Source organism: Paraburkholderia sp. J63, assembly GCF_905220245.1.
Classification (GTDB): domain Bacteria; phylum Pseudomonadota; class Gammaproteobacteria; order Burkholderiales; family Burkholderiaceae; genus Paraburkholderia.
In genome coordinates, this window is record NZ_CAJMZF010000026.1 from 25,577 (window position 1) to 39,038 (window position 13,462).

Sequence of the window (13,462 nt, forward strand, 5' to 3'; positions counted from 1 at the left end):
CTAAGCTTGGTCCCATTGCGGCGCCCACGAGCGCCGATCCGAACAAGCCCCCTGGAGACAACCCGATGAGCGATCTTCCCGCCGTCGCCGCGCAGGCCGACGGCTCGGCCAATATTCCCGATAGCCGCGGCATCAACTTCTTCACGAGCGACCCCGGTCTGGCCCCGCTGCTGCGCAGCTATCTCGGCGACGCGGCCTACGCCGCGATCGAGCCCCAGCTCGTCACGCTCGGCCAGCGCGCCTCGGACGAGCTCGACGCACTGGCGCTCGTCGCCGACCGCAATCCGCCCACGCTGAAGCAGCGCACGCGCCGCGGCGAGCCGTTCCAGAGCCTCGAAAAGCACCCCGACTACGTCGCGCTCGAACGCGTCGCCTATGCCGAACTCGGCCTCGCAGCGATGAGCCATCGCGAGAACGCGCCCGCTCCGCTCGTGAAGTACGCGCTCACCTACCTCTTCGTGCAAGCCGAATTCGGCCTGTGCTGCCCCGTGAGCATGACCGACTCGCTCACGCGCACGCTGCGCCGCTTCGGGACGCCCGAACTGATCGCACGCTATCTGCCGATGCTCGCCTCGCGGGACTTCGACACGCTCTATCAGGGCGCGATGTTCATGACCGAGCAGGCCGCGGGCTCGGACGTCGCGCGCATCGCCACGCGCGCCACGAAAGAGCGCGGCGCGAACGGCGAAGACGTCTGGCGTCTTTATGGCGACAAGTGGTTCTGCTCGAACGCCGACGCCGATCTCGCGATGGTGCTCGCGCGCGCCGACAATGCGCCCCCCGGCATCAAGGGCCTCGCGTTGTTCCTGTTGCCGAAGACGCTGCCCGACGGCACGCGCAACGCCTATCGCATCGTGCGCCTGAAGGACAAGCTCGGCAGCCGCTCGATGGCGAGCGGCGAGATCGTGCTCGAAGGCGCGCAGGCGTATCTGATCGGCGAAGTGGGCCGCGGCTTTCATCAGATGGCCGACATGATCAACATGTCGCGTCTGTCGAACGGCGTGCGCGCGGCGGGTCTCATGCGCCGCGCGCTCACCGAAGCGCTGCACGTGGCGCGCTATCGCGAAGCATTCGGCCGCAAGCTGATCGAGATGCCGCTGATGCAGCGTCAACTGCTCAAGATGATGCTGCCCGCCGAGCAGGCGCGCACGATGTTCATGCAGATCGCCACGCTGCTCACGCGCGCCGACCGCGGCGACGAACTCGCCGCGAAGTGCGTGCGCATCCTCACGCCGCTCATCAAGTTCCGCGCGTGCCGCGATGCGCGCCGCGTGACCGGCGACGCGATGGAAGTGCGCGGCGGCGTGGGCTATATCGAGGAATGGAGCGACCCGCGCCTCGTGCGCGATGCGCATCTGGGCTCGATCTGGGAAGGCACGAGCAACATCGTCGCGCTCGACGTCGCGCGCGCGGCCAAACGCGAGGGCGCACTCGATGCGCTCGCGCGCTACGTGCGTGCGCAGCTTGCGGAAAGCGGCCTGCCCGAGGCGAGCGCGGCGCTCCTGCGTGCCGCCTTCGAACGCGCGGGCGCGGCGCTCGAAAGCGTGGCCGAATGCGGCCGCGACGAATCGGTGCGCCAGGCCGCGAGCGCGCTCTACCACGCCACCACGGCCGCCTTCATGGCGTGCGAGGCCGCGCAGGTCTCGCGCGGCGCTGAGGATTACCGGCGCCTCGCGCTCGCCCATCTGATCGTGCGCCACAAGCTGCTGCCGCGCGATCCGCTCGCACTCGACGAACGCGACGCCGACGCCGCGCAACTGCGCGCGCTCGTCGACGAACAACCGCTGCCGCTCGCCGATGCGATGCAGTTTCTGCCCGCACAGTGAGGCCCGAGCGATGAATATCGATCAGCGATCCGAAACATCGGCATCGACGAAGGTCAACGGCGCGCTGCACGGCCTGCGCGTGATCGACCTGAGCCGCGTGCTGGGCGGCCCGTACTGCACCCAGGCGCTCGCCGACCACGGCGCCGAGGTCATCAAACTGGAACCGCCCGTCGGCGACGAAACGCGTGGCTGGGGCCCGCCGTTTCTCGACGACACCGCCTGGTACTACGTGGGCGTGAACCGCAACAAGCAAGGCATTGCCGTGGACCTCTCGCGCGACGAAGGCCGCGCGATTCTCTGGCAACTGCTCGAAGGCGCCGACGTGCTCGTCGAGAATTTCAAGCCGGGCACGCTCGCGCGCTGGGGCATGGATTACGAACGCGATCTCAAGCCGCGCTTTCCGCGCCTGATCCATTGCGCGATCTCCGGCTTCGGCCCGGACGGCCCGCTCGGCGGCCTGCCCGGCTACGACGCCGTGATCCAGGCGATGGCCGGCCTCATGAGCGTAAACGGCGAAAGCGACGGCCCCGCGCTGCGTATCGGCCTGCCCATCGTCGACATGGTCACGGGCCTGAACGCGCTCGCCGGCATCCTGCTCGCGCTCGCGGAACGCGAAAAGAGCGGCCAGGGCCAGTCGGTCGACATCGCGCTTTACGACTGCGGGGTCTCGCTGCTGCATCCGCATCTGCCGAACTTTTTCGGCAATGGACGCACGCCGCAGCGCAGCGGCAACGCGCATCCGAACATCGCGCCCTACGACAGCTACGCGACCGGCACCGCGCCGATCTTCCTCGCCGTGGGCAACGACCGCCAGTTCGCGAAGCTCTGCGCACATCTGGGCGTCCCCGAACTCGCCGACGACGCGCGCTTCGCCGACAACCGCAGCCGCTGCGCGCATCGCCCCGAATTGAAGGCGGCGCTCGAAGCGCGGCTCGCGCAGCACGAATGCGATTCGCTCGCACGCGACCTGATCGCCGCGGGCGTACCGTGCGGCCCGGTGCAGACGGTCGATGCCGTGGCCGCGCATCCGCATACGCAGCATCGCCGCATGCTCGTGGAGATGGACGGCTATCGCGGCACGGGCGCACCCGTCAAGCTCTCGCGCACGCCGGCCACCTATCGCACGCCGCCGCCCGCGCTCGGCCGCGATACGCGCGCGGTGCTCGACGCGCTCGGCATCGATGCGGCCACGCAGCAGAAGCTATTCGACGCGGGCGTGGTGAAGGGATAGCGAACGCGACCTAATCAGGATAACGAAGCATCAACGGGAAGAAGACCGGCCCAAGCCGGCTCGACCGGATGGACTCGGACCCGGCACCCACGCCGGGTCCGGCCGCAAAAAGGAGACAACTATGACGAGCACTTCCGTGCGCCAACCCGCGCGCGCTTCACTGGCCGCCTTCGTCGGCACGACGATCGAGTGGTACGACTTCTACATCTACGCCACGGCGGCGGCGCTCATCTTCGGCAAGCTGTTCTTCCCGTCGAACGAGCCCTTCTACAGCACGCTCGCGTCGTTCGGCACCTTCGCGGTGGGCTTTTTCGCGCGGCCGCTCGGCGGTCTCGTATTCGGGCATCTGGGCGACCGCATCGGCCGCAAGAAGGCGCTCGTCGCCACGCTTTCGATCATGGGCGTGGGCACCGTGGGCATCGGCTTCCTGCCCACCTACGCGAGCGCGGGTGCGCTCGCGCCAGCCCTGCTCGTGGCGCTGCGCATCGCGCAGGGCATCGCCATCGGCGGCGAATGGGGCGGCGCGGTGCTGATGGCGGGCGAACATGCGCCCAAGGAAAAGCGCACCTTCCTCGCCTCGTTCGCGCAACTCGGCAGTCCCGCCGGACTCATTCTCGCGCTGCTCGCGTTTCGCAGCATCGCACATCTGGACCACGCAGCGCTCTTTTCGTGGGGCTGGCGTCTGCCGTTCATCGCGAGCGCGGTGCTGCTCGTGGTGGGCCTGCTGATCCGCTCGGGCGTGGGCGAATCGCCCGAGTTCGAGGCGGTCAAGTCTCCGCGCCGCACTGCCACGCTGCCGATTCTCGACGTGCTGCGCGATAGCTGGCGCGTCGTGCTGCTGTGCCTCGGCGCCAACGTGATCGGCGTGGCGGGCGCGTGGTTCGTCAACACCTTCATGCTCAACTACACGACGCAGACGCTCGGCCTCGACCGCGCGCTGATCCTCGACTGCCTGTTCGTCGTCGCGTTCATCCAGCTCTTCACGCAGCTCGCCTCGGGCTGGTTCGCGCAGCGCGTGGGCGCGGGCCGCTTCCTCACGCTCGCCGCGGCGCTCGCGATGCTCTCGCCTTATCCGATGTTCGTGCTGGTGTCGACCGGCAAGCCGGCTGCCATCGTGATCGGCATCGCCATCGCCGTGATGTGCATGTCGAGCTCGTATGCGGTGATGGCGGGCTTCATGACGAACGCTTTCCCGGTGCGCGTGCGCTATTCGGCTATTTCGATCTCCTACCAATGTTGCGCGGCGCTCGCGGGCGGCCTCACGCCGCTCATCGGCACGCTGCTCGCACACGACTTCCCCGGCCAATGGTGGCCGCTCGCGCTCTTCTATAGCGCGCTCGCCGCCGTGTCGCTCGTGTGTATCGCGGTGCTGCAGCGCCGGCAGCCGGCCGCGGCGTCCACGGACGTCGCCATCGCATTGCCGGAGTAAGGGACGCCCCGCTCAGTGCGTGTGCGACGGCACGGGCTCGGGAACGCGAGCCTCGTGCGCCGTCGCCGCGATCGTGCTCATGAGGCGATCGCGCGCGGCGCGCCACGCGTCGCTCTCGCGGCCGCCGTCGAGCAATGCGCGCAGCAGATCGCGCTGGAGCGCGTCGCGCGCCTCGCCCGCCGGAAGCACGTCGCCGAGCCCCACGAGCGACTCGACTAGCGGCGTGCTCGCGACGAACCCGGCCGCCTTCAGCAGATCGCGCGCCGCGCCAGGCGCCGCCGCGATCATGAGCACGCGCTCTTCCCAGACCACGAAGCGCGCGAGCCGCGTCAGCACGCTCTCGCCCGCACGCGCGCCGGGCGTCTCGCGCGCCTGGGCGCCGGCCAGCCAGCCGGGCAGTTGCGCGCCCGGCATGGGCCGCGCGATCACGTAGCCCTGCGCGCCGTCCACGCCGAGTATCGCGAGCGCCGCCAGCAGATCCGCCGAATCGACGCCCTCCGCCAGCACGAGCTTGCCGAGCGATTGGCCGAGACGCGTGACCTGATACACCACGCGCAATGCGTCGAGCGCGGTGTCGCCGTCGAGATGGGCGATCTCGCGGTCGATCTTGATCCAGTCGAACGGCAGTTCGCGCAGCCGCGCGAGTCCGCTATGCCCCGAGCCCAGATCGTCCTGCGCGAGCAGCACGCCCAGCGCGCGAAACTTCGCGAGGATCGAATGCTGCCCCTCGTTCAGCGAAAATGCTTCGGTCTCCAGAACTTCCAGCGTGAGCTGCGCGCTCGGGCACGCGTGTGCCTGAAGCGCCTCGCGGGTCGCCTCGAAGTAGCGGATGTCGTTGAGCGCGGCCGGCGGCAGATTGATCGATATTTCCAGATCGTGTCCCGCCGCGAGCCATTGGCGGCGCTCGGCCAGCGCCTGATGCAGCCCGCGCGCGAACAGTTCGAGCAGATCGTCGGAGGCCAGCGAGAAAAGAAACTCGTCGGGGGTGAGCAGCCGCTCGCCGTCGCGCAGGCGCGCGAGCGCCTCCACCTTGCCGCAACGGCCCGTCGCCAGATTCAGCAGCGGCTGGTAGTGCATCTGCAGCGCGCCCGTGCGCACGAGTGCGGCCCAATGCTGGCGCACGCTCACCGGCACGGCGGCGCCGGGCATCCCCTCGTGGGTCTGCAGGCGCGCGACGGCGCAGCCGAGCAGCGTCTGCAAGAGCTCGACGAACGCCACCTGGTCCGGCCCGACGAAGCCGCCCGGCCAGGCGCTGTAGAGCATCAGGATCGCGATCGGCGGCTGGCCGCGCGCGGCCAGCGGCAGCGCGACGGCGGAGCGCAAGCCCTCGCGCGCGGCCACGTCGCGCCAGCACGCAACGAGCGGATCGGTCTGATAGTTCACCACGCGCTCGGCCTTGCCACTGCGCCAGGCGCGCCCGACGGCGCCCTGCCCGTCCGGATGATCGGCGCGCACGCTGATGTCGTGGCCCTGGATCGTCAGCGCGTCGAGCAACGCGGCGCCGTCCTGACCGCTGCTGCCGCCCGCGCCCGCCTCGAAGTGGAAGATACCGGCCGGATCGGGACGGCCGATCGCGCACGCGGTCAACTCGTCGTGGACCGCGAGCGCGGCAATCACCTGATCGATGAAATGCGTATAGCTGCCCGCCTCCCAGACGATGCGCGTGATGCGCTGAAGCACCGCCTGCTGCGAATCCTCCACGGCCTGATAGGCCTTGAGCTGCCAGGCGGTGTCCGAGGTCAGGCGCCGCGCGTAAAGCGAAAGCGCCTGGCTGCTCACGCTGCGCCCGATCTGCTTGTAGATGAGCTCCTGGAGGATGCCGCGGCTGCGCACGAGCTCTTCCTTGTCGAGCCCGACGATGGCGTGGATGCGCCCGATGCGCATCGCCATCTCGGCATGTTCCTGCGCGTTCAGGGCCGGCTGCGCGAGCGCGAGCAGGTTCTGCACCTGGCGAGCCTTGAGATGCGCGAGCTCCTGCGCCGACAGCATTTCGAGGATGCGTCGGGACTTGGGCAGGCGCGCCAGTTCCTCATAGAAGTGGCTCACCACGAGGTCGGCGGTTCGTTGCAATGCCTCGATCAATGTTTGCATGGGTCACGTCTCATGGCTCCCGGGACCGGGAAGTCGGCCGCCCGTGCGCGGCGCGCAAGGCGGTGAGCGAGACCTCGTCGCTCAACGGGAGATGATACGGCATGCATAAAGGCGCGGAGGGCCGGCACGGTGGAGAGTTCCGTCGGGACGTGGTCCAGCGTACATAGCCGGACGGCGGCAGCGGCGATCCGCGGCGCGGGAAGGATTATCCGGGGGCCTGTTCGGCTTAAAGTACCTTGGCGTAGCTTATGCGGACCTTAAGCGTCGCCCGGAGCCGCCCGAAGCGGCGTGAGCAACGGCTCGCCCGCAAAACAGCGCTCGGCGTTCTCGATGAAGTGACGAATGCTGGCCGCGCGTACGTCGGGCGACGTGCCGGCCACGTGCGGCGTGAGCACGATGTTCCCGAGCGCCACGAGCGCCTGCGGCGGCGCGGGCTCGCCCTCGTAGACGTCGAGGCCGGCGCCGCCCAGCCTGCCCTGCGCGAGCGCATCGGCGAGCGCCGCCGTGTCGACCACGCTGCCGCGCGAGACGTTGACGAGAAACCCCTCGGGCCCGAGCGCGTCAATCACCGCGCGGTCGATCAGATGCCGCGTTTGCGCGCCGCCCGGCGTCGCCACCACGAGGCAGTCGCTCCACTGCGCGAGCGCGAGCGGCGTGTCGAAATAACGTGCGCTCACGCCCTCGCGCGGCGAGCGGTTGTGATAGCCAATCGCCATCTCGAAGCCCGCCGCGCGCCGGGCGATCTTCGCGCCGATCTGCCCATAGCCGAGAATCCCGAGGCGCCGGCCCGTGAGCGTGGGCCGCATCGGCAGCGCGTCGCGCCAGATGCCCGCGCGGCACGCGGCGTCGAATTGCGGCACCGCGCGCACGGCGGCGAGCAGGAGCGCCATCGCGTGATCGGCGACGCAATCGGCGTTCACACCCGCCCCGTTGCACAGCGCGATGCCGCGCGAACGCGCATGATCGAGCGCGAGATTCTCGTAGCCCGCACCCAGCGCGCCCGCGAGCTCGAGCGCGGGCATGGCGTCGATTTCGTCGGCCGTGAGCCCGGTCGTGCCGTTCGTGAGCACCGCGCGCACCGTCGAGCCCTCGCGGGCCACCGCCTGCGCGCGCTGGGGCGCGTCGGGCGCATAGAGCACGTCGAAGTGCTCCGCGAGCGCGGCGCGGTCGGCGCCGGTGAGCGGGATCAGCACGAGCAGGCGGGGCTTCACGGCCAGGTTCATGACGGCATCATCCATTCGTTATGCGAAGCAATTTTCATGCGCTCGCGGCGCGCTGGCTCAGACCGCTGTCACGTAGCGCGCGGGCACTTCCACGCGCGGTGCGGGCACTTCGACGGCGCCGCGCGCGCGGCGCATTTCGTCGGCGGGCGTGCAGCCGAACAGGCGCTTGAACTCGCGGCTGAACTGCGAGGCGCTCTCGTAGCCCACGCGCGTGGCCGCCGCGCTCACGTTCATGCCGTCATGCGTGATCAGGAGACGCGCGTGATGCAGGCGCGTGGTCTTCACGTACTGCATCGGCGAAGTGGACGTCACCGCCTTGAAATGCGCATGGAACACCGCGAGGCTCATGCCCGCCTCGGCGGCGAGCGTGACCACGTCGAGATCGCCGCGATAATCGGTGTGAATGCGGCGCAACGCCTTCGCGATACGCCCGAAGTGCTGCTGATGCGTGAGCGCCGCGCGGATCGCGTCGCCCTGCTCGCCCGTGAGCACGCGATAGCAGATCTCGCGCACGATCGACGGCCCGAGAATGCGCGCGTCGCAGGGCTCTGCAAGCGCCTCGAGCAGACGCAGCACGGCGTTCGAAAGCGGCGCGTCGAGCGGCGTGGCGTAGATGCCCGCGGGCTCGGAGACGGCGCTGCCGCGTGTGTCGTTAAGCGCCATCAGCAGCTCGGCGACCATCGTCAGATCGACGCGGATCGAGATCGCGAGCAGCGGCTGCTCGGGCGACGCCTCGGTCTCGCACTCGAACGGCAGCGGCACCGAGAGCACCAGATACTGCTGCGCGTCGTAGATGAACACCTGGTCGCCGAGAAAGCCGCGCTTGCGGCCCTGGCAGACGATGAAAATGCTCGGCTCGTACATGACCGGCTGGCGCGGATGGCTTTTGCTGCCGCGAAAGACGCGCACGCCGTCGAGCGGCGTCGGATGCGCGCCGTCGCGCTGCGTGAGCTGCATGAGCAGCTCGACGGTGCGGCGCTGCGTGGCGTCGTCCACGTGCGCGGACGGCGCCGACTTCGCGCGCGAGACGAGCGGCGTGGAAACGGATGGCGTGGCGGGCGCGAGTGCGAGGCCCGCGGAATGTGCACTTTTCATGACAGTAGCGCCTCTGGATTCATCGAAAGAAGCGGAGAAACAGGCTTGCCAATCTATCACCGAACGCCCCGGCGCGCTGCCCGCCAGGAGAATCAGGCAAGTCTTCGATAGCTTCAGGTATTCCCTGGGTAGAGCGCGATCCTTAGCATGGGAACCCTGCCGCAACACCCATCGACCCAGCGCTTCGTGTCCCTCGCGCGCTGCGTTCCGGCGTTTGCGCGCGCTTTCTTTGCAAGCCCCTTCAGCTTCAATTCAGGAGTCATCGCCCATGTACCCGACTTACGGATATGCCGCCAGCGACGCCGCCTCGCCGCTCGCCCCGTACGAATTCCAGCGTCGCGACCTGCGCGAACTCGACGTGCGCATCGACGTGCAGTTCTGCGGCGTGTGCCACTCCGACCTGCACCAGGCCCGCAACGAATGGCGCAACACCCTCTATCCGGTCGTGCCGGGCCACGAGATCGTCGGCCGCGTGACCGAAGTGGGCAACGGCGTCACGCGCTTCAAGGTGGGCGAGCTCGTGGGCGTGGGCTGTCTCGTCGACTCGTGCCGCACCTGCGCGAGCTGCGCGGAAGGCCTCGAGCAGTATTGCGAGAACGGCTTCGTGGGCACCTATAACGGCATCGACCGCGTGAGCGGCGACATCACCTACGGCGGTTATTCGACGCAACTCGTGGTGGACGAAGCCTTCGTGCTGCGCATGCCCGACAACCTCGACCCCGCGGGCGCCGCGCCGCTCCTGTGCGCGGGCATCACCACGTATTCGCCGCTGCGCACGTGGGGCGCGGGCCCCGGCAAGAAGGTCGGCATCGTGGGCTTGGGCGGCCTCGGCCACATGGGCGTGAAGCTCGCGCATGCGATGGGCGCGCACGTGGTGCTGTTCACCACGTCGCCCTCGAAGATCGCGGACGGCAAGCGCCTCGGCGCCGACGAAGTCGTGATTTCGAAAGACCCGGAGCAGATGAAGGCGCACGCCAACAGCTTCGATCTGATCGTCAACACGGTGGCCGCGCAGCACGATCTGAACCCGTTCATCGAGCTGCTCAAGCGTGACGGCACGATGACGCTGGTGGGCGCGCCCGAGCACGATCACCCGTCGCCGCAAGTGTTCAACCTGATCTTCAAGCGCCGCCGTCTCGCGGGCTCGCTGATCGGCGGCATTGCAGAAACGCAGGAAATGCTGGACTTCTGCGGGCAGCATGGCATCACGTCCGATATCGAAACGATCAAGATGCAGGACATCAACGCCGCTTTCGAGCGCATGCTCAAGAGCGATGTGAAGTACCGCTTCGTGATCGATATCGATTCGCTGCGCCAATAAGCGGCTTTCGAGTGCGCTTCGGCGCCTGACGTTACCTCCTGCTCCCCGCCGGGCCGTCCATTCCGGACGGCCCAACCAGCCTCTTTCGTGCCGGGGCCGCGCTGTTCCGGCCTCACGTAGTTTTTCGATCTGGATTGCTAACCATTGCCGCGCGCCCATTCCGCGAGACGCCGGCACCGCGATGCGCCTTTGCCACCACCGCAAGCGTCGCGGCTCACCCTTTTCTGCCGTAGCGCGGATTTCGTTCCAGCCGTTTTAGCCCGAGTTTAGGCCCGATAACCAGGAGCTCGCCCGTGATCGACCGCATCCAGGCGATGCGTACCTTCGTTCGCATCGTCGATACCAACAGTTTCACCAAAGCCGCGCAATCGCTCGACATGCCGCGCGCCAGCGCGACCACCTTGATGCAGAACCTCGAAGCGCTGCTCGGCACGCAATTGCTCGTGCGCACCACGCGCCGCCTTTCGCTCACGCCCGAAGGCGCCGCGTACTACGAGCGCGCCGCGCAAATTCTCGCCGACATCGACGATGCCGAAGCGAGCGTGCGCCAGTCGCCCGGCGCGATCGGCGGCCGGCTGCGCGTGGAAATGCCGGGGCTGATCGCCAACGCGATCGTGCTGCCCGCGCTCGACGATTTCCACGAGCGCTATCCGCAGATCGATCTCGTGATCGGCGTGAGCCTGCGCAACGTCGACCTCGTCGGCGAAGGCGTGGATTGCAGCATCCAGCTCGGCGAATTGCCCGATTCCGGACTCGCCGCGCGACGCCTCGGCGTGCTCGAGCACGTGACCTGCGCGAGCCCCGCGTACCTCGCGCGCCACGGCGCGCCGCATTCGCTCGACGATCTCGCGCGGCACCCCGTGGTGAATTTCCTTTCGCCGCTCACGGGCCGCCCGTTCGAGTTCGATTTCGAAGTGGACGGCAGCGCGACCAAGGTGAAGGTGGACGGCTTCGTGCACGTCTCCGACGAGTTCGCCTACCTCACCTGCGGCCTGCAAGGATATGGCCTCGTTCAGCCGCCGCTGCTCGCGGCGCAGCCGTATCTCGACAACGGCGCGCTCGTCGAGGTGCTGCCGCAATGGAAGCCGCTGCCCACGCCGGTCTCGGTCGCGTTCGTGAAATCGCGTCAGGTCTCGCCGCGCGTGCGCGTATTCATCGACTGGCTCGCGGCGCTGTTCGAGGACGCGGGCGCGATCAATCGCGATCTGTCTCGTGTGCGGCAGTTGCTTGGGGGGTTGCAGCCGGCTTGATGTAGGGAGGCGCGGCGCCTGCACACCCTCTAACGCACGGCGCTCACGCCACCCGCGTCAGCGCCATCCCCCGCCGCGCATGAAACCTCGCGACGGTTTCATAAGGCAGCCACGCATCCGCCTGATACGGCGCGACGCCCGAGGGATTGTGAAACCACACACCGCCGTCGCTGCGTCCGTGCAGCAGGATCAGATGGCCGCCCTGGCGCGCGTTCTCACGATCGGGATAGCGGATCTCCGGGCTCACGGAGACAATCGCGAGCGTCTCGGCGTCCAGGCGCGCGGCGCTGGCCTCTATGTCCTCGTCGGTCATCACCGCCACGCGCACGCCGAACGCCGCCTCGGCCCATATCGCGAACGGCCGGTAGATCAGCCCGTCCACGCCGCCGTCCTCGCGCAGGCGGTAGACGCCGTGGCGCAGCGCTTCTTCGAGCAAGCCGGCGCGCGACGCGTGGGCGATGCCCCAGTAGTCGAGCGCCGATTCGAAGCAGGTCAGCCCGCACAGCCGTTTGGCCCAGAAGCGGTAGTCGCCGGGCAGTGCGAAGCCGCTCGCGCGCCAGCCCGGATCGTCGCACGGGTCCGCGCCCTCTTCGACGATGCGCGCCACCCAGTCCGGGCTCCCCCATTGGCTGTAGTACGGCACGCCACGATGGCGGATCGCGTGCGCCAATGCGTCGCGCCCGTCATGCGTTGTCTGGTCGTCCGCCGGGTCTTCCGTCGAACTCTCCGCAGGCTTCCTCGTGAATGCGTTCAATCAGTCGTTCCTCACGGCATCGGCGCATGGGCGGCATCGTCCCGCTAGCGGACAGACCCGCCTCCCGCATCCGGTAATTCGCGTAAAACGACCATTGTCGCAAATACGCGAGCGTTCGCACGCAGGCTCCCGCGCACGCCGCCGGCCCGGGAACGGCCATTGCATCCCCGTTGCGCGTCGATGCGTGGCCGTCATCGTATGTTGTCAAACAAAAGCTTTCACCGCTGTAAAGTTATGCGTTTAGAATATTGTGCGCCCACGCCTCGCAAGATTTATTTCTTCCTGCGGGTGCGCCGCGGCACGAGATAATTAGCCCAAATCCACCTTCGATCCTCCCCCATTTGCAGCATGTCGAACGTTGAACACTCAACCGACGCGGCCGCGGTCGCAGAACGCGTACGCGAGCTGATGAGCCGGCACGGCATCGGCAAACGTCAGCAGACGACGGAGCTGTGCCGGATCCTCGATCTGAGCTTTTCGCAGGGGCACCGCAAGCTGCGCGGCAACAGCCCGTGGACGCTCGCGCAAATCAAAAAGGTGGCCGAAGCGTTCGGCGAGCCCGCCGGGCAACTGTTCGGCGCGCAATTGCTCGACCCCGGCATGGTGGGCGCGACGGCGCAGGAGGCACTCTTGTGCGTGAGCGCCGTGGAGCTCGCCTGCACGGCCTGGATTGGCGCGCCCGTGGAGCCGGGCAGCCGCCCCGACTTCGTCGCTTACGAGAAGCAGGGCCAGTGGCGCGTGGTGCGTCCCGACGGCGCGCTCTACCAGAACGCGCGCGAGGTTCACAAGATCGAGATCTACCCGCGCCGCGCCGAATCGGACAAGCCGCTCATCGCTGTGGTGGACGACGACCAGGCCTCGGCCGACAACCTGCGCGACTACCTCGAACATTGCGGCTACGCGGCACACGCGCTCTATGGTCTCGCCGCGTTCAATCAGGCGCTGGAGAACAACGTGTTCGACGGCGTGGTGATCGACTGGCTGTTCGGCACCCAGACCTCGGCCGAGGCGATCCGCAAGGTGCGCGCCTCCGAGAACCCCGACGCGCCCATCTTCGTGCTCACGGGCGAGCTGCTGACGGGCAAGGCGAGCGAGTCGGAGATCAGCCAGGTGGTGCGCCACTACAACGTGGCCTGCTACGAAAAACCGGCGCGCATGGCGATTCTCGTCGCCGATCTGGCCAAGCGGCTCAATCGCGGCTGAGGCAACGCGCTGACGTTCGCAACGCTGACGTTCGCCATC

Annotated in this window: 10 protein-coding genes; 6 read left to right on the forward strand and 4 right to left on the reverse strand. The window is 68.2% G+C overall.

Features of this window, described 5'->3' with window-relative positions; all coding sequences use genetic code 11:
- The first annotated feature begins 65 nt into the window (after nt 1-65).
- The 3 genes from U5775_RS24755 (at nt 66) to U5775_RS24765 (ending at nt 4,486) form a co-directional block, all read left to right on the forward strand.
- Nucleotides 66-1,826, forward strand: coding sequence for an acyl-CoA dehydrogenase family protein (locus U5775_RS24755; protein ID WP_322060736.1), 1,761 nt, complete (start codon nt 66-68; stop codon nt 1,824-1,826).
- A gap of 10 nt (nt 1,827-1,836) precedes the next feature.
- Entirely contained in the window at nt 1,837-3,057 is a 1,221-nt protein-coding gene (locus tag U5775_RS24760; protein ID WP_322060737.1) for a CoA transferase, read from the forward strand.
- Nucleotides 3,058-3,178: 121 nt separating this feature from the next.
- Entirely contained in the window at nt 3,179-4,486 is a 1,308-nt protein-coding gene (locus U5775_RS24765; protein ID WP_322060738.1) for an MFS transporter, read from the forward strand.
- Between the two features lie 12 nt (nt 4,487-4,498).
- Here the strand turns inward: U5775_RS24765 and U5775_RS24770 are convergent, their stop codons facing one another.
- The 3 genes from U5775_RS24770 to U5775_RS24780 form a co-directional block, all read right to left on the reverse strand.
- On the reverse strand, nt 4,499-6,577 hold the full coding sequence (locus tag U5775_RS24770; protein ID WP_322060739.1) for an EAL domain-containing protein: 2,079 nt from the start codon (nt 6,575-6,577) through the stop codon (nt 4,499-4,501).
- A 257-nt stretch (nt 6,578-6,834) separates the two neighbouring features.
- A complete protein-coding gene (locus U5775_RS24775) occupies nt 6,835-7,788 on the reverse strand; it encodes a 2-hydroxyacid dehydrogenase (protein ID WP_322060799.1) in 954 nt (317 codons plus the stop codon).
- 69 nt (nt 7,789-7,857) lie between these two features.
- Entirely contained in the window at nt 7,858-8,895 is a 1,038-nt protein-coding gene (locus tag U5775_RS24780; protein ID WP_415913644.1) for an AraC family transcriptional regulator, read from the reverse strand.
- 268 nt (nt 8,896-9,163) lie between these two features.
- Here U5775_RS24780 and U5775_RS24785 point away from each other — a divergent pair, with 268 nt between their 5' ends.
- A complete protein-coding gene (locus tag U5775_RS24785; protein ID WP_322060740.1) occupies nt 9,164-10,216 on the forward strand; it encodes an NAD(P)-dependent alcohol dehydrogenase in 1,053 nt (350 codons plus the stop codon).
- Between the two features lie 293 nt (nt 10,217-10,509).
- Nucleotides 10,510-11,466 (forward strand): LysR family transcriptional regulator, encoded by a 957-nt coding sequence (locus U5775_RS24790; RefSeq protein WP_322060741.1) that lies wholly within the window; start codon nt 10,510-10,512, stop codon nt 11,464-11,466.
- A 43-nt stretch (nt 11,467-11,509) separates the two neighbouring features.
- On the opposite strand, the gene U5775_RS24795 is transcribed toward U5775_RS24790, so the two are convergent.
- Nucleotides 11,510-12,124: a C39 family peptidase gene (locus tag U5775_RS24795; RefSeq protein WP_322060801.1), complete on the reverse strand. Its 615-nt coding sequence runs from the start codon at nt 12,122-12,124 to the stop codon at nt 11,510-11,512.
- 444 nt (nt 12,125-12,568) lie between these two features.
- Here U5775_RS24795 and U5775_RS24800 point away from each other — a divergent pair, with 444 nt between their 5' ends.
- A complete protein-coding gene (locus U5775_RS24800) occupies nt 12,569-13,423 on the forward strand; it encodes a helix-turn-helix domain-containing protein (RefSeq protein WP_322060742.1) in 855 nt (284 codons plus the stop codon).
- Nucleotides 13,424-13,462: the final 39 nt, after the last annotated feature.